Annotated in this window: 16 protein-coding genes; 8 read left to right on the top strand and 8 right to left on the bottom strand. The window is 68.9% G+C overall.

Annotation, left to right across the window (positions count from 1 at the left end; genetic code table 11):
- Positions 1-23: 23 nt before the first annotated feature.
- The 4 genes from Pka01_RS28295 to Pka01_RS28310 form a co-directional block, all read right to left on the bottom strand.
- Positions 24-1,409, bottom strand: coding sequence for a GH1 family beta-glucosidase (locus Pka01_RS28295; protein WP_203885939.1), 1,386 nt, complete (start codon positions 1,407-1,409; stop codon positions 24-26).
- Entirely contained in the window at positions 1,406-2,239 is an 834-nt protein-coding gene (locus Pka01_RS28300; RefSeq protein ID WP_203885940.1) for a carbohydrate ABC transporter permease, read from the bottom strand. Before Pka01_RS28300 ends, Pka01_RS28295 begins: the two co-directional genes overlap by 4 nt.
- Positions 2,236-3,195 (bottom strand): carbohydrate ABC transporter permease, encoded by a 960-nt coding sequence (locus Pka01_RS28305; RefSeq protein ID WP_239115435.1) that lies wholly within the window; start codon positions 3,193-3,195, stop codon positions 2,236-2,238. The genes Pka01_RS28300 and Pka01_RS28305 overlap by 4 nt, the downstream gene beginning before the upstream one ends.
- 75 nt (positions 3,196-3,270) lie before the next feature.
- A complete protein-coding gene (locus Pka01_RS28310; protein ID WP_203885941.1) occupies positions 3,271-4,563 on the bottom strand; it encodes an ABC transporter substrate-binding protein in 1,293 nt (430 codons plus the stop codon).
- Positions 4,564-4,922: 359 nt separating this feature from the next.
- Between Pka01_RS28310 and Pka01_RS28315 the strand changes: the two genes are divergently transcribed.
- Both Pka01_RS28315 and Pka01_RS28320 read left to right on the top strand, forming a co-directional pair.
- Positions 4,923-7,091 carry a discoidin domain-containing protein gene (locus tag Pka01_RS28315; protein WP_239115438.1) on the top strand — a complete coding sequence of 723 codons (2,169 nt, stop codon included), beginning with the start codon at positions 4,923-4,925 and terminating at the stop codon, positions 7,089-7,091.
- A 105-nt stretch (positions 7,092-7,196) separates the two neighbouring features.
- Positions 7,197-8,510: a DUF1996 domain-containing protein gene (locus Pka01_RS28320; protein ID WP_203885942.1), complete on the top strand. Its 1,314-nt coding sequence runs from the start codon at positions 7,197-7,199 to the stop codon at positions 8,508-8,510.
- An 84-nt stretch (positions 8,511-8,594) separates the two neighbouring features.
- Here the strand turns inward: Pka01_RS28320 and Pka01_RS28325 are convergent, their stop codons facing one another.
- Positions 8,595-8,957 carry a YciI family protein gene (locus Pka01_RS28325; RefSeq protein WP_203885943.1) on the bottom strand — a complete coding sequence of 121 codons (363 nt, stop codon included), beginning with the start codon at positions 8,955-8,957 and terminating at the stop codon, positions 8,595-8,597.
- A gap of 139 nt (positions 8,958-9,096) precedes the next feature.
- On the opposite strand from Pka01_RS28325, the gene Pka01_RS28330 reads away from it, so the two are divergent.
- The 3 genes from Pka01_RS28330 (at position 9,097) to Pka01_RS28340 (ending at position 12,283) form a co-directional block, all read left to right on the top strand.
- Complete coding sequence (locus Pka01_RS28330; RefSeq protein ID WP_203885944.1) at positions 9,097-10,110, top strand: sulfite exporter TauE/SafE family protein; 1,014 nt, start codon at positions 9,097-9,099, stop codon at positions 10,108-10,110.
- The gene (locus tag Pka01_RS28335; RefSeq protein WP_203885945.1) at positions 10,082-10,867 is read left to right on the top strand and encodes an aminotransferase class IV family protein; all 786 of its coding nucleotides are present in this window, start codon (positions 10,082-10,084) and stop codon (positions 10,865-10,867) included. The genes Pka01_RS28330 and Pka01_RS28335 overlap by 29 nt, the downstream gene beginning before the upstream one ends.
- 153 nt (positions 10,868-11,020) lie before the next feature.
- Positions 11,021-12,283: an alginate lyase family protein gene (locus Pka01_RS28340; RefSeq protein WP_203885946.1), complete on the top strand. Its 1,263-nt coding sequence runs from the start codon at positions 11,021-11,023 to the stop codon at positions 12,281-12,283.
- A 141-nt stretch (positions 12,284-12,424) separates the two neighbouring features.
- Here Pka01_RS28340 and Pka01_RS28345 read toward each other — a convergent pair whose 3' ends face one another.
- Entirely contained in the window at positions 12,425-12,979 is a 555-nt protein-coding gene (locus Pka01_RS28345) for a DUF4142 domain-containing protein (protein WP_203885947.1), read from the bottom strand.
- 125 nt (positions 12,980-13,104) lie between these two features.
- Here Pka01_RS28345 and Pka01_RS28350 point away from each other — a divergent pair, with 125 nt between their 5' ends.
- Both Pka01_RS28350 and Pka01_RS28355 read left to right on the top strand, forming a co-directional pair.
- Positions 13,105-14,187, top strand: a complete 1,083-nt coding sequence (locus Pka01_RS28350; RefSeq protein WP_203885948.1) for a sulfite oxidase — start codon at positions 13,105-13,107, stop codon at positions 14,185-14,187.
- A 106-nt stretch (positions 14,188-14,293) separates the two neighbouring features.
- Positions 14,294-15,109, top strand: coding sequence for an SAM-dependent methyltransferase (locus tag Pka01_RS28355; RefSeq protein ID WP_239115440.1), 816 nt, complete (start codon positions 14,294-14,296; stop codon positions 15,107-15,109).
- A 25-nt stretch (positions 15,110-15,134) separates the two neighbouring features.
- Here Pka01_RS28355 and Pka01_RS28360 read toward each other — a convergent pair whose 3' ends face one another.
- On the bottom strand, positions 15,135-15,509 hold the full coding sequence (locus Pka01_RS28360; RefSeq protein ID WP_203885949.1) for a luciferase domain-containing protein: 375 nt from the start codon (positions 15,507-15,509) through the stop codon (positions 15,135-15,137).
- 238 nt (positions 15,510-15,747) lie between these two features.
- Between Pka01_RS28360 and Pka01_RS28365 the strand changes: the two genes are divergently transcribed.
- The gene (locus Pka01_RS28365; protein WP_203885950.1) at positions 15,748-16,023 is read left to right on the top strand and encodes an isoamylase early set domain-containing protein; all 276 of its coding nucleotides are present in this window, start codon (positions 15,748-15,750) and stop codon (positions 16,021-16,023) included.
- Between the two features lie 105 nt (positions 16,024-16,128).
- Here Pka01_RS28365 and Pka01_RS28370 read toward each other — a convergent pair whose 3' ends face one another.
- Positions 16,129-16,602, bottom strand: a complete 474-nt coding sequence (locus tag Pka01_RS28370; protein ID WP_203885951.1) for a carboxymuconolactone decarboxylase family protein — start codon at positions 16,600-16,602, stop codon at positions 16,129-16,131.
- Positions 16,603-16,659: the final 57 nt, after the last annotated feature.

The following is a 16,659-nucleotide window of genomic DNA, read 5'->3' on the forward strand; positions in this document are numbered from 1 at the left end:
GTCTTCCGTGGGGAGGCGCCCGCTCAGGCGAGCCCGTTGCGTTCGATGACCCCCCGGTACCACAGCGCGCTGTCCTTCAGCAGGCGGCGCTGGGTGCCGAAGTCGACCCGCACGAGGCCGAATCTCCGGTGGTACCCGTCGTGCCATTCGAAGTTGTCCAGCAACGACCACACGAGGTAGCCGCGCAGGTCGGCGCCCGCCTCGATCGCGGCGTGCGCGGCGCGCAGGTGGCCGTCCAGGTACGCCACCCGATCGGCGTCGTGCACCCGATCGCCGACGACGACGTCGTCGAAGGCCGCGCCGTTCTCTGTGACGATCAGGCCCACCTCGGGGTAGTCGTGCGAGAGCCGTACGAGCAGGGACGACAGGCCGTCGGGGCTGATCGGCCAGCCCATCGCGGTGGTCGGCTCGTCGGACCCGTCGAACCCGATGCCCTCGCCGCCGGGCCAGGCGGGGTCGGCCGGCTCACCCGGCTTCGCGATGACGTACGTGGGGTTGTAGTAGTTGATGCCCAGCAGCTCGATCGGCTGGTGGATCACGTCCAGGTCGTCGTCGTGGATGTGCCCGAGGCCCGCACGGCGTTCCACGATCTCGAGCAGTTCTGTGGGGTGGACGCCGCGCAGCGCCGGGTCGAGGAACTGGCGGTTGAGCAGGATGTCGGCCCTGTTCGCGGCCTCGGCGTCCGCCTCCCCCGACCCGTGCGCGACGATCGGCGACAGGTTGAGCGTGAGCGCGATCTCCTCGACGCCCGCCGAACGCAGGCCCTGTGTGGACAGCCCGTGCGCGAGCAGCAGGTGGTGCGCGGCCCGCAGCGCGTCCGCGGCGTCGGTACGGCCGGGCGCGTGGACGCCGTTCCCGTACCCGAGGAAGGCCGACACCCACGGCTCGTTCAGCGTGGTCCAGGTCCGCACCCGGTCGCCCAGGCGGGCGTGCACGGCCAGCGCGTAGTCGGCGAAGCGGTAGGCCGTGTCCCGGTTGGGCCAGCCGCCGTGGTCTTCCAGGCTCTGCGGCAGGTCCCAGTGGTAGAGCGTGACGTAGGGCTCGATCCCGGCGTCCAGCAGCCGGTCGACGAGCCGGTCGTAGAAGTCCAGCCCTCGCGTGTTGGTCGGCCCGGAGCCGTCTGGCTGCACCCGCGGCCAGGAGACGGAGAAGCGGTAGACCCCGAGACCGATGTCGGCCATCAGCCGCACGTCGTCGGCGTAGCGGTGGTAGTGGTCGCAGGCCACGTCGCCGGTGTGGCCCGTGGCGACCCTGCCGGGCGTGTGCGAGAAGGTGTCCCAGATCGACGGCCCCCGGCCGTCGTCTCGTGCGGCGCCTTCGATCTGGTAGGACGCGGTGGCCGCGCCCCAGAGGAAACCATCAGGGAAGACCAGCGTCTGCCCCCGGGTCTCGACGGTGGTGATCGTCATCCCTTGACAGCTCCTTGCATGATGCCTCCGATGATCTGCTTGCCGAGCAGGGCGAAAACGATGACGAGCGGCAGGGTGCCGAGTGTCGTGCCGGTGAGGCTCAGCGCGTAGTCGCTGACGTACCCCGCGGCCAGCGTGGACAGGGCCACCTGGACGGTGGGGTTCTCCGGGGTGAGCACGACCAGCGGCCAGAAGTAGTCGTTCCACGCCGACATGAACGTCAGCATGCCGAGGACGGCCGCCGCGGGGCGGGCGACCGGCAGCACCACGTGCCAGAACAGCCCCCAGGTCGTGCAGCCGTCGACCCGGCCCGCCTCGAGCAGTTCGGTCGGCAGCGCCCGGGAGAGGAACTGCGTCATGAAGAACACGCCGAACGCGTTGACCAGGGCGGGGACGACGAGCGCGTACATCGATCCCGTCCATTCCAGCTTCACCATGATCAGGTAGAGCGGGATGATGCCGAGCTGCGTGGGGACCATCATCGTGGCCACGGTGATCAGCAGGAGCGCGTTGCGGCCCCGGAACCGCAGCTTGGCGAAGGCGAACCCGGCGAGCGTGGAGAAGAACATGACCGCGATCGCGATCGAACCCGCGACCAGGACGGAGTTCAGCAACGCCAGCGCGAACGGAACGGTGTCGAAGACGCGTGCCACGTTGGCGAAGAAGTTGCCCCCGGGCCACAGCGGCGGCGGCACGTCGGCCAGTGCCGAGTTGTCGCGGGAGGCGACGACCAGGCTGTAGTAGAGCGGAAGCGCCGAGAAGAAGACCAGGGCGATCAGCGTGAGATAGGTGAGCGTACGGGTCCTGCCCGCACCCAGCCGCGCAATCACGTCAGGTTCCCTCCGGAGCGGCGGGTGAGCAGGTAGTTGACGCCGGCGGCGATGACGATGAAGACGAACATCATCCAGGAGATCGCCGAGGCGTAGCCGAAGTCGAGCTTCGCGAAGTTCTCGTAGATGAACAGCGAGAGCGTCTGGTACTGGCGGTCGGGACCGCCGGTCGGGCTGTAGGTGCCGAACAGCAGCGGCTCAGCCACGACCTGCATCGCCCCGATGGTCGAGGTGATGACCACGAACACGATCGTGGGCTTGATCATCGGTATGGTGATCTTCCTGAGCTGGGTGAACCCGGAGGCGCCGTCGATGGTGGCGGCCTCGTAGAGCTCGCGCGGCACCGCCTGCATGGCCGCGAGGAAGATCAGAGCGTTGTAGCCGGTCCAGCGCCACATGATCATGGTGGAGATGGCCACGTGGGAGCTCGCGGTCCCGGCGTTCCAGTCGATGGCGCCGACGCCGAACCACGACAGCACCCAGTTGATCAGCCCGAAGTCCCGGCCGAAGAGCTGGCTGAAGATGACGACGACGGCGACGACGCTGGTGACGTTCGGCAGCAGCAGCGTGACCCGGAAGAGCGTCTGGGCGCGGAGCGGGCGGTTCAGCAGGTGCGCCAGCCAGATCGCCAGCAGCAACTGCGGAACCGTCGAGATAAGCCCGATGGACACGGTGTTGAAGGTCGCGTTCCAGAAGTACTCGTCGCCGAGGAGGAAGGCGAAGTTGTCCAGGCCGACGAACTCGTGGACGTCGGAGAGCAGCGTCCACTCGTGCAGGCTCACCCAGGCCGTGTAGACCAGGGGGAACAGCCCGAACGCGCAGAACAGCAGCAGGAACGGCGTCACGTACGCGTACGGCGAGGCCTTGACGTCGAGCCGGTGAACGAGTTGCCGGCTGAACCGTTCGGACCTGTGGCGCGGGGCCACCGCCGGACGGTCGGGGGCGCGGGTGGCCACAGCGGTGTCCTCTCTTGGTTCGTGAGATCGTTGGGGTGGCCGGCTCGCTTGGCCCGAGCCGGCCACCCTGGCGAACTACTTGATCCGGTCGAGGTCCTGCAGAGCCTGCTGCCACGCCGCTTCGGGATCCTGCTTGCCCTGTTCGACGCGTTGCAGGGCGTTGCCGAACGCGGTGAGCACGTCACCGGCCTTCGGCCCCACGTGCTGCGGCTTCAGCGCCTTGGCGGCGTCGGTGAAGATCTTGCCGGTCGGCGCGTTGTTGAAGAACGGGTTGGTGAAGCCCGTGATCGCCGGGTCGTCGTACAGCGAGGGGATCGACGGCAGGGCGCCCGCGTCGGTGAAGAGCTTGAGCTGATTCGCCTTGCTGGTGAGCAGGTCGATCAGCGCAGCGGCCTCCTTGGGGTGCTTGCCCTGCTTCGGCGCCATGAGGTGGGTCCCACCCTGGTTGCCGCCGCCACCGCCGGGCACGGCCGCGACGTCCCACTTGCCGGAGGTGGTCGGGGCCGCGTCCTTGATGCTGCCGGTCTTCCACGACGGGCAGACGATCGTGGCGAAGGAGCCCTTGGTCAGGCCGGTGTTCCACGGCGGGCTGAAGGCGGCCAGCTTGGCGGACTCGTCCGCCTGCAGCATCTGGACCGACAGGTCCCAGGCCTTCTTCACGTCGGGGTTGGTCCCGGCCACGAGGTTGTTCTGCGCGTCGTAGAAGCCGACGGGGGCCTGGTCGACCATGGCGCGGAAGTTCTCGCCCGGTCCGTCGAACCACTTGGCGTTCTTCACCTTGGCGGCCATGAACTGCTGGCCGACCTTCGAGTAGTCCTCCCACGTGGGCCAGAGCTTGGAGACCTCGTCGCGATCGGTCGGCAGGCCCGCCGCCTTGAACAGGTCGGTGCGGTAGCACATGGCGGTGCCGCCGATGTCGGTGCCGAGGCCCAGCAGCTTGCCGTCGGGCGACAGTCCCTGCTGCCACTTCCAGTCCAGGTAGTCGGCCTGCCTGTTAGTCAGCCCGTAGTCGCCGAGGTTGTAGAACTTGTCGGCGAGCGGGGTGAACGTGGCGATGTAGCCGGCCTCGACGGCCACCACGTCAGCGGCGCCCGCGCCGGTCGCGAGCTGCGTGGTGAGGTTCTTGTGGTGATCATTGAACTGCGCCCGACGCTCGACGATCTCGACGTTCGGGTGGGTCTTCTTGAACTCCTCGTACAGCGGCGCGAAGTGGAAGTCGCTGAACAGTCCAACGGTGAGCTTGATCTTCTCGGCCGGCTGACCGGAGGCCGCCGGTTCTCCCGAGCCGCCTCCACAGGCGGCCACGCTTACGGCCAGTAAAGCTGCGGCGAGCATCGGGGCGATGCGTCCGGGGCGAAGCTTGCCCATAGAACCCTCCTTGGGCCCCGCAGTGATCTTTTAGAGAGAGCGCTCCCCCACACCGTGGATTCCGGCGGCATTTCGTGTCAAGGGCCCCACCGTAACAATGGTCGATACCTGCGGAACGGCGGCCGCATCGAATCCGGAGAGCGGTTTCTTGGCGTTTGCATTGTCTGCGCAGTTCAGAGGCGCGATATGCGGCCACTTTCGATCGGGAGAGAGCGCTCTCTAGTTGTAACTTGAAGGATATTTCGGGTGTGCGCTGCGTTTCGGTTCGGTTAACAGGGTTCTTGACAGCTCTTCCTAACAGGTAGGACGCTCAGCTCCGGGAGCGCTCCCTGAACCCCCGCCCGCCAAGGAGACCCCCCGTGAGTCCATCCCGCAGCCCAAGCCGTCACCGTCTGGGCTTACTGGTCGCAACGGCGATCGCCCTCATCACGTCCTGCTTCGTCCTGGTCCCCGCCGCAGCGGCCGACACCCTCATCTCGCAGGGGAGGACGGTCACCGCCTCCTCGGTGGAGAACGCGGCCTTCCCCGCCTCCAACGTCGTCGACGGCAGTCTGACCACCCGATGGTCGAGCGCGTTCAGCGATCCCCAGTGGATCCAGATCGACCTCGGCTCCGTCCAGACCGTCAGCCAGGTCGTGCTCAACTGGGAGACCGCCTACGCCAGGGCCTTCCAGATCCAGACCTCGGCCGACGGCACGAACTGGACCACCGTCTACTCCACCACCACGGGGACGGGCGGCGACCAGACGCTCGCCGTGACCGGCAGCGGCCGCTACGTCCGCATGTACGGCACGCAACGCGCCCTCCCCTACGGCTACTCGCTGCTCGAGTTCCAGGTGTTCGGCCCCGGCGGCACCACTCCGGGCTGCGGCACGGCGGACGCCGCACGCGGCCGCCCCGCCACCGCCTCCTCCGCGGAGACCACCGTCTTCCCGGCGGCCAACGCCGTCGACGGCGACGGGGGAACCCGCTGGGCCAGTGCGTTCAGCGACCCGCAGTGGATCCAGGTCGACCTCGGATCCGCCCAGCAGATCTGCGGCGTCACGCTCACCTGGGAGGCTGCGTACGCCAGGGCCTTCCAGATCCAGGTGTCCTCCAACGGCACGAGCTGGACGACCGTCTACTCCACCACGACCGGCACAGGGGGGACCCAGGCCCTCGACGTGAGCGGAACCGGCCGATACGTCCGCATGTACGGCACGCAACGCGCCACGGCCTTCGGCTACTCGCTGTTCACGTTCTCGGTCCGCACCGGTTCCGGCACCACGCCGACGCCGACCCCCACACCGACTCCCACCCCCACACCGACCCCGCCCGACACGGGCGGCGACAAACTCCTGTCGTACGGCAGGCCCGGCGTGGCCTCGAGCTCCCAGAGCGACGTGAACTGCTACGAGTGCACCCCGGCCCGCGCGTTCGACCGTGACCCGGCCAGCCGCTGGGCGACGAGCAGCACCACCGGCTGGGTCGACCCCGGCTGGATCTACGTCGACCTCGGCGCGACCGCGCAGATCCACAAGGTCGTGCTCCAGTGGGACCCGGCCTACGCCAGGGCGTTCCAGATCCAGACGTCGCCGGACGCCGCCAACTGGACCCCCATCTACAGCACGACCATGGGCACCGGGTTCAAGCAGACCCTGACCGTCAACGGCACCGGCCGATACGTCCGCATGTACGGCACGCAACGCGCCACGGCCTACGGCTACTCCCTGTGGGAGTTCCAGGTATGGGGCACCGGCGGAGCGCCCATCACCCCGCCCCCACTGCCCTCCGACCCGCGCACCCCGCCGCAGCTGGTGTGGAGCGACGAGTTCAACGGCCCGGCCGGCGGCAAGCCCGACCCGGCCAAGTGGACCATCGACACCGGCACCGGCCCGAACAACGAGCTCGAGTACTACACGAACAACAACAACGCCTCCATGGACGGCAACGGCAGCCTCGTCATGGAGGCCCGCAGGGAGACGACCGCGGGCTCGGCCTGCCCCGGCGGGCCCTGCCAGTACACCTCCCACCGGATGAACACCGGCAACAAGTTCCACTTCACCTACGGCCGGGTGGAGGCCCGGGTCAAGGTGCCCAAGGGCAACGGCTTCTGGCCGGCGTTCTGGATGATGGGCGCGGACTTCCTGACCGGACGGCCCTGGCCGTACAACGGCGAGGTCGACATCATGGAGATCCTCGGCAAGGACACCAGGACGGCCTACTCCACGATCCACGCGCCCGCCTACAACGGCGGCGGCGGGATCGGCTCGCCGTACACGCTCCCGGGGAACGCGGACTTCTCCGCCGACTTCCACGTGTGGGCCGCCAACTGGGACAGCAAGGGCATCGTCTACACGCTCGACGGCCAGACGGTGTTCACGCTCAGCAAGGACCAGGTGGAGGCGACCAGGGGGCCGTGGGTGTACGACCACCCGTTCTACCTCATCCTCAACCTCGCGGTGGGCGGCGACTGGCCGGGCCCGCCGGACGCGAGCACGCCGTTCCCGTCTCGGATGCTCGTCGACTACGTGCGCGTCTACCAGTGATCCAGCGCTGACTCACGCACCGATCACCCACTGATCACCCACTGATCAGCCGGTGGCCCGGGAACTCTCCCGGGCCACCCACCCCCCACCCCCTGGAGTCCCGTCATGTCACCACCCAGCCCTGTTCCCCGGCATGTTCCCCGGCACGTCCCCCGCCTGAGGCTGACGGCGGTCGCCGCCGCCCTGTTCGCACTCCTCGGCGCCTCCGCGGTGTTCCTTCCGCGTGCCGAGGCGGCCGCGCCCCCGCTCTCGCAGGGGCACCCCGTCACCGCCTCCTCTGTGGAGAACGCGGGCGCTCCCGCCTCCTCGGCGGTCGACGGCAACCTGGGCACCCGCTGGTCCAGCGCGTTCGCCGATCCGCAGTGGCTGCAGGTCGACCTGGGCGCGACCGCCACCGTCAACCAGGTCGTGCTCAACTGGGAGACGGCCTACGCCACCGCCTTCCAGATCCAGACCTCCGCCAACGGCACGAGCTGGACCACCGTCTACTCCACCACCACGGCGACCGGCGGCGACCAGACCCTCAACGTCGCGGGCAGCGGCCGCTACGTCCGGCTGTACACCACCAAACGCGCCACCCAGTACGGCGTCTCCCTGTGGGAGTTCCAGGTCTTCGGCAGCGGGGGCACGACGCCACCGCCGACCGGGGGCGGCGGGAACATCGTGCGCGTCGCGGAATTCCTCGCCGACTGCCCGTTCAGCCATCGGCTCCCCGACGATCCGATCATCTATCCGGGGCTGCCCGGCGCCTCCCACATGCACAGCTTCTTCGGGAGCACCACGACCAACGCGAGCTCGACCCTGACGAGCCTGCAGAACGCGAACAGCAACTGCAACCCGGCCGTGGACAAGTCCGCCTACTGGGTGCCGACCCTGTACAAGGACGACGTGCCGGTCGAGCCGGTCATCACGACGTTCTACTACCTGGGCGAAGGCGTCCGCGACGACATCATCGCGCAGACGCGGCCCATGCCCCTGGGCCTGCGCATCGTGGCCGGCAACGCCAAGGCCACCGCGCCGGACGCCACGACCATCTCCCGCTGGTCGTGCCTGCACGCCGGTCAGGTGAACCCCGGGAAGGACTTCGTCAACTGCCCGGCGGGCACGATGCTGGAGTCCTACCTCGACTTCCCGCAGTGCTGGAACGGCCGCGACCTCGACTCGGCCGATCACAAGAGCCACATGGCGTACCCGGTGAACGGACAGTGCCCGGCGACCCACCCGGTACCGGTGCCGAAGTTGCGCCAGGTCCTGCGCTACCCCGTCAACGGCGACCCGTCGCACTTCCGGCTCGCGTCGGGGGCCGGCTTCACCATGCACGGCGACTTCTTCAACGCCTGGCCCGAGGCGGAGATGGCCCGCCGCGTCGACGACTGCATCCGTCCCATCATCAAGTGCGGTGCGGACGGCCACCCTTGACAGGGCCTTGACCGCCCCCGGCGGCGGTCACCGAACCCCTCGGGGCGGGACCCGGATCGCGGGCCCCGCCCCGAGGCGCGGTCGTCACATCTCCGTTCCGCCCTGGTTCATGAGAGGCCGCACCTCCATGGCGCCGAACTTGGCGTCGGGCCAGCGCATGGCGATCTCGGTGGCGCGCTCCACGCTGTCGCAGTCCACCATCAGATAACCGGCCAGATGTTCCTTCGACTCCAGGAACGGGCCGTCGGTGACGGCCGGGACCCCGTCCCGCGGGCGAACGGTCCTGGTGTTCGACGGGTCGGCCAACGCCTCACCACCGACCAGCTCACCCGACTCGGTGAGCTCCCGCATGATGGTGTCGACCTCCGCGAACAGCTCGTCGCGCTCGCTCTCGCGCAGGTCCTCCAGAAAGCCCGGACGGTTGTAGATCAGCAGCATGTACTTCATGGTCTCCCTTTCACCGTGCGGCGCCGTGCGCGGCGCGTTCACCGGTACGTCGGAGCGGGCGGCGTGTCCTCGACATCCGCCTCCGGGAATTCTCGGACGACGTACTCGATTATTCCGATGGTTTTGGTAGGATTTCCCGATGCATTTCGACTACGTCATGGCGATCGGCTCCTTCCTGGTCGCGGTCGTCGTCGGACTGACAGGCATGGGCGGCGGCGCACTCATGACACCCATGCTGGTGACCTTCTTCGGTGTGCCGCCACTCGCAGCGGTCTCCAGCGACCTCGTCGCCGCCGCCGTCATGAAGCCCGTCGGCAGCCTCGTGCATCTGCGCCGGGGAACGGTCGACCTCAGGCTCGTCGGCTGGCTGTGCGCGGGCTCGGTTCCCGCCGCGTTCTGCGGCGTTCTCGTCGCACGCGCGCTCGGCACCGGTGAGGACGTCCAGGGCGTGATCCAGGCGGCCCTGGGCGTCGCCCTGCTCATCGCCGCGGGGGGCCTGGCCGTACGAGGTTATCTCGCCATGCGCGACAGGGCCGAGGGCCGCACCTCCGCGACGGGACGCAGGACCGCGGCCCCCGGCGAGCCGGCCGCGACCGGGTTGCCCACCGTGACCGTGCGACGGCTGCCGACGGTGCTCGTCGGAGTCGTGGGCGGGCTGGTGGTCGGCATGACGTCGGTGGGGTCGGGCTCACTCATCATCGTCGCGCTGCTGGCCCTGTATCCCGCGCTCAAGGCCAACCAGCTCGTCGGCACCGACCTGGTCCAGGCCGTGCCGCTCGTCATGTCGGCCGCACTCGGGCACGTGCTCTTCGGCGACTTCCAGCTGTCGGTGACCGCCGCCCTGCTCGCCGGGTCGATCCCCGGCGTATACATCGGATCGCGCATCTCCTCCCGGGCCCCCGGCGGGCTGGTGCGCCGGATTCTGGCGTTCGTGTTGCTCGCCTCGGCACTGAAGATGTTCGGCGTGGGCAACGCCGCCACCGTCTGGGTGCTGGTCGGCGTGCTGCTCGCCGCGCCCGCCGGGTGGACCCTCCTGCGGGTACGGCACGGCCTGCCCGCGATTGCCTGGAAGCGCTCGTCCGTCGCTGTTCACGCCGACGCCCCGGACGCCCCCAAAATGGGGCATGAGACAACTGGTTCGACCGCGAATTGAGATCAACGGCCGCCCGCCGGTAGCGGAGGACGTTCCGCTCCCCCTGGTCAACCACGGCCACTTCACCGCCATGCAGGTCAGAGACGGCAGGACGAGGGGTCTGGATCTGCATCTCGCGCGACTGGACGGCGCCACCCGGGAGTTGTTCGGCGACGGGCTGGACGGCGACCTCGTGCGCGAGCGCATCCGGCACGCCCTCGCCGACGACGTCTCCGACGCGTCGGTGCGCGTCATCGTCTACTGGCCGGACGGCGACGACGCGGCGTCCATCGTGGTGACCGTTCGGCCGCCCGCGCCGGACCCGAAGAGCCCGCAGAGCCTCATGTCGGTCGGCTACCAGCGGCCCGCCGCCCACATCAAACACGTCGGCGGGTTCGGGCAGTTCCACTACGGACGCACGGCCGCACGCGAAGGCTTCGACGACGCTCTGCTGACCGGCCACGGCGGGGTCGTCGCGGAGAGCACCATCGCCAACATCGGCTTCTTCGACGGGACGTCCGTCGTCTGGCCTGACGCACCGTGCCTGCACGGGATCACCATGCAACTGCTGGAGCCGCGACTCCCCGACATCGGGATCGGGTCCCGGCGCGGGCCGGTGCGACTGGCCGACGTCACCGGTTTCGAGGCGGTCTTCATCACCAATTCCCACGGGGTCGCCGCGATCGGACGCGTCGACGACATGACCCTTCCCACCGGGCACCCCGTCGTCGAGGCCGCGGCGCGCCTGTACGACTCGGTCCCCTGGGACGTCATCTGAGCCCGGCTCCCGGGCGAATTTGGGCCTTGACCGAAGAACCTGACAACCCTACGGTCATGTCCGGTCAACCGTTCACATGCGCGCTCACGGTTCACATGGCGGAACCGTCCCCAGGATCGCCGACGGTTGACGCACGCCGACAGAAAGGCCCCCATGCGCCCCCCATCGCCCCTCCCCCCAGGCCGGCCGTCCCACGGCCGGGCGCGCTCCCGCCGCACCGCCGTCCTGTTCTCGGCACTCGCGGCGCTCTCGACGCTGGCCGCGCTCTGCCTGACCGGGCTGACCGGGCTGACGAGCACGCCGAGTTTCGCGAAGGCGGCCGCGCCGGCCACGTTCGTCCACCCGGGCGTCTTCGTCAGCCGGCCGCAACTCGACTTCATGCGGTCGAAGGTGCAGGCGGGCGCGCAACCCTGGAAGGCCGCCTACGACCAGATGGTCGCAAGCAGGTACGCGTCGCTCTCCCGCACCCCCAAGCCGCGGGCGATCGTCGAGTGCGGGTCGTACTCCAACCCGAACAACGGGTGCACCGACGAGCGCGAGGACGCGATCGCGGCCTACACCGACGCGCTGATCTGGTACGTCACCCGCGACAGCCGGTACGCCGAGAAGGCCATCAGCCTGATGGACGCCTGGTCGGCCACGATCAGGGACCACACCAACAGCAACGCGCCGCTGCAGACCGGATGGGCGGGATCCTCCTGGCCGAGGGCGGCGGAGATCATCCGCTACACCTACACCGGCTGGCCGTCCGCGAACGTCACCCGCTTCGCCACCATGCTCCGCAACGTCTATCTGCCCAAGGTCATCAACGGCTCCAACAGCAACGGCAACTGGGAGCTGAGCATGATGGAGGCCGCGATCGGCATCTCGGTCTTCCTCGAGGACCGCACGAGCTACGACAAGGCCGTGGCCAAGTTCCGCGGCCGGGTGCCCGCCTACATCTACATCACGGCCGACGGCGCGCTCCCCAAGGCGCCCCCCGGCAGTTCGATCGACACCCGTGACGAGATCATCGGCTACTGGCAGGGCCAGTCCACGTTCATGGACGGGCTCACCCAGGAGACCTGCCGCGACTTCGTCCACACCGGGTACGGCATCGACGCCATCGCCCACTTCGCGGAAACCACCCGCATCCAGGGCCAGGACCTCTACCCCGAGATCAGCGAGCGGCTCCGCCACGCCCTCGGGCTGCAGTCCAAGTACGAGCTCGGGGCCGCCGTGCCGTCCTCACTGTGCGGCGGCAGCGTCAAGCGGGGGCTCGGCCCGGTGACCGAGGTCGGCTACAACGCCCTCCACAACCGCATGGGCATCGCCATGACGAACACCCAGACCCTGACCCTGCAGCAACGCCCCGCCGGAACCAACAACCTCTTCGTCGCATGGGAGACCCTCACCCACGGCGACAACCCGAACTGACCCCGCGGCCCTGATACCGCCGGCCCCACCACGGCCGCCGTTCCCCCCCTCGTCACGGGGAGCGGCGGCCCGCGGCATTTCAGCAGCCGGTTTCAGCAGCCGGTCTCAGTGGCCGGTTCAGTGGCCGGTTCAGTGGCCGGTTCAGTGGCCGGGCATCCCCGCGTCGGGGATCCCGCCGCTCACCTGGCCAAGCAGGGCCAGATGCGCCCGCACGGCGGGCCTGGCCTCGGCCGCCAGCCTCTTCACCTCGATGGACGAGCCCTCACGCAGTTCCTGGGCGATACTCCGCAGAAGCCGGTGGTGGTGATCGGCCTCATGGGCCAGCCAGGCCCGGTCGAACGCCGCCCCCGAGTGCCGCGCCATCCGGCGCATGTCCGCCGCCCCGGCGGTCCCCGCCGTACCGGGCAGCGTCACCGCGACCTGCCCGGCGACCCGCTTGACGTCCTCGTCGAGCGCGGTGTGGTCGCTCACCATCCGCTTCACCAGATCACGTACGGCAGGCGCGCTCGCCGTCCGCTCGATCATCGGGCCGTTCTCGATCATGTTCAGGTTCGCCTGGTGCGTCTCGATCAGGAACATGCGGTCCTGCTGGTTGACCTGCTCCGGGTTCGCCCCCTCCCGGGCGGCGGCGACACCGACCGTCCCCCACGTCAGGACGGCGGACACGCCGAGCACGACGGCGACTCTCGACAGCATGCGATCTCCCCCCGATGGTTCGGTCGCTTCCGTTCACCCTGCCGAAATTTCGGATATAAGGCCTATACCCGGAGAAAGTTTCTGATCACTCGGCCCTGTGGTGGGCCCTGAGGGGAGAGGCACCGATGACCGAGCAGCACGCCGCCACACGCACTCTCATCACGCGCGAGGTGGTCAAGCCGACTCCGGCGGAGCTGATGGAGGACACCGGAACCGGCCTCGACTTCGGTACGCGCCCCGACCGGATGCCCGGACATGTCACCCCGGCCGACCGTTTCTTCGTCCGCAACCACGCGCCGACGCCGCGCCTCGACGCGGCGACCTGGACCCTGCGGATCGAGGGCGACGGCGTGCGTGCCCCCGTCTCCTACACCTACGACGACCTGTGGCGCCGGTTCCCGATGGTCTCGGTGGTCGCGACGCTCGAGTGCGCCGGCAACCGCAGAGCGCTGTTCGGCGAAGAGGCCGGAGCGCGCTTCGAAGGGACGCAATGGGGACGCGGCGCCGTGGGCACGGCTGAGTGGACGGGCGTGCGCCTGCGAGACCTGCTCGAACCGGCGGGAGTCACGTCCCGTGCGTGCGAGGTCATGCCGGAGGGCCTCGACGCGGCCCGGGCGTGCAGGCCCCTGCCGCTGGCGAAGGCGCTCGCCGACGACACCCTGGTCACCGTCGCCATGAACGGCGAGATCCTTCCGCCCGATCACGGTTTCCCGGCCCGGATCGTGGTGTCCGGCTGGCTCGGCGCCGCCAGCATCAAGTGGGTGGGGCGGATCGAGGTGGCGGAGCGGCCGCTGCGCGTGCCGTGGAACACCCGCGACTACGTGCTCTTCGGCCCAGGCCATCCGGCCGAGGGCACGCCCATCACCGGCGTCCCCGTGTCCGCCCTGGTGGAACTGCCCTGGCCCGCCCGGCTCCGACCGGGTCCCCAGATCGTCCGCGGGCGGGCGTTCGCCGGTGAACGCCCGGTCGTGGCGGTGGACTACCGCGTCGACGAAAACGAGCCCTGGCGGCCGGCGGTCCTGACCACCCCCGGATCGGCGGGCGTGTGGGCGCGATGGCAGTTCCACTGGAACCCCCGTCCGGACGACCACGTGATCCGCGTGCGCGCCATCGACGACCAGGGGTGTTCCCAGCCCGACTCCAGTGCGTGGAACGCTCTCGGCTACTGCCAGAACGCGGTGCTCGCCCACCCTGTCATGGTCGGCTGATCGCGCTCTCGCACCCACGAAATTGCCGGCTCGTAGCGGCAATTGATTTGAATTCCTGCTAACGCCTCATATGCTCGCAATGAACCCCCAATAAAGGAGCGATTGTTTGGCCGAGGACGGACCCCTCCCGTCAGGCATCGACGTGCACGTCCCGAACGCCGCACGGATGTACAACTACTTCCTGGGCGGAAAGGACAACTTCCCCGTCGACAGGGAGGCCGCCGAGTTCGTTCTCGCGGTGGCCCCCGAGGCCAGAGAACTGGCAATCCAGAACCGGTCGTTCCTGCGCAGAGCCGTACGCCATCTCGCGGAGGACGCCGGGATCCGCCAGTTCGTGGACATCGGCACGGGACTGCCGACCCAGGGGAACGTCCACGAGGTGGCCGGCGAGATCGACCCCGGGACCCGGGTGGCCTACGTGGACAACGATCCCGTCGTCCTCGCACACGCCCGCGCCCTGCTCTCCAACGCCACCAACACGATCACCATCCCTGGGGACCTCCGCGAGCCGGAGAGCATCTTCGACACCCCCGAACTCCTGTCTCTGATCGATTTCGCCGAGCCGGTCGCGGTGCTGCTCGTCGCCGTGCTGCACTTCCTGCCCGACAGCGCCAAGCCCGCCGAGGTGGTCGCCCGCCTGCGCGACACGCTGCCGCCCGGCAGCTACGTCGTGTTGTCCCACGTCACCGCGGAAGATCGCGTCACCCCCGCCCGCCAGGGTGCGGCCGTCTACGAGCGGGCCAGCTCGAGCGTCACACTGCGCGAACGCGCCGAGATCTGCGGGTTCTTCGAGGGCTTCGAGCTCGTCGACCCCGGTGTGGTGCGGCTCGACGAGTGGCGGCCGGACCTCGACGCCTCCCTGGCGAATCGAGGACTCGACCTGCCGACGTGGTTCCTGTGCGGCGCCGGCCGGGTGCCCTGACCCCGGGAACGGCGCTCGATCTGGCTCAGCCGGCGAGGCACTCCGACATCTCGGGCCTGGGCTCCGGCCCGTCATGGGTCCTGATCGCCAGGCTGAACAGTGCGACGAGCAGGTCCACGTCGTCCTCGGTGTCCAGCCGGATGCCGATCCAGTCGCGGTGCGGCTCCAGGGCGACCTGCCGCGCCCCTTCGAGAGCCGGTCGCATCCGCTCGATGAGCGGCACGGTCAGCCACAGCTCGGCCTCGTTGCCGGTATGCAGGTGGAGGATCTGTCTCGCGCCGACCGACACGCCTGCGCCGCTCCCGCACGCGGCCGTCCCCGTCCGGCATTCCGGCCAGGTCTCAAGCTGCTTCAGGACGCGCGAGGCCATCGACTGCCTGGCGATCCCAGACACGCTCATGAACTCATCGTGACCGGCGGAGAGATCAGCTGGAAGCAGATAACGGCAATCGTTATTCACCGGGCGTACATCTACATCTCACCCATGGCCGTCAACCGCCGTCAGAAGTCCGAAACGCACTTCCGGCAAGGCATCAAAATACGGTGAATATTGCGTTACGCGCCGCGTGTCCCAATTCTCCTGGACGGTGACTGCACGGAATGCTGTGTTCATCCCGGCGACAAGGGAGGATCTTCACATGCTTCGGCGGACCCGCCTTTTCGGACAGAAGACCCGCGTCACGTTCACCCTCCCCCTTGATCAGCCCTCCGGCGCCGTCAGCGTCGTCGGCGACTTCAACGAATGGCGGCCGGGAGACCACGAGTTGCTGCGCCGCCGCGACGGGACACGCACCGTGTCCGTGATCCTGCCCGCCGGTGTCCACCGCTTCCGCTACCTGGCGACCGGTGGCATCTGGTTCGACGACGAGACCGCCGACAAGATCGATCACCTGGGCAGCGTGGTCTACCTCTAGGTCCCTTCGTTTAGGTCCCTTCGTTATCGGCCGGGCGTACAAGAACGGCACCCCGGGCCCCGTGAAGGGCGCCCGGGGTGCCGTTCGCCGGCCGGTCACTCCCGGTTACGCGAACTGACCGGGCTGGTAGTCGCCGGCGGGCTGCTGAACGATGACGTTCATCCGGTTGAAGGCGTTGATGATGGCGATGAGGGACACGAGGGCGCCGAGCTGCTCCTCGTCGTAGTGCTTGGCGGCGTTCGCCCACGCCTCGTCCGTGACGCCGCCGGCCGCGTCGGCGATGCGGGTGCCCTGCTCCACGAGCTCCAGGGCGGCGCGCTCGGCGTCGGTGAACACCTTGGCCTCCCGCCAGGCCGCGACCAGGTTGAGGCGGGTCGGGGTCTCCCCGGCGTGCGCGGCGTCCTTGGTGTGCATGTCGGTGCAGAAACCGCAGCCGTTGATCTGGCTGGCGCGGATCTTCACCAGCTCCTGCGTCGCGGCCGGCAGCGTCGACTCCTCGACCACCTTGCCCGCCGTGATGAAGTGCTTCAGGGACTTGGTCGCGACCGGGTTGGCGAAGAGGTTCAAGCGAGCATCCATGGTGCACTCCTGCGTCGTCGTTGGTGCCTACGCCTCTAAGACGTGCCGACTCGGCTG

This window comes from Planotetraspora kaengkrachanensis (assembly GCF_016862895.1).
Classification (GTDB): Bacteria; Actinomycetota; Actinomycetes; order Streptosporangiales; family Streptosporangiaceae; genus Planotetraspora; species Planotetraspora kaengkrachanensis.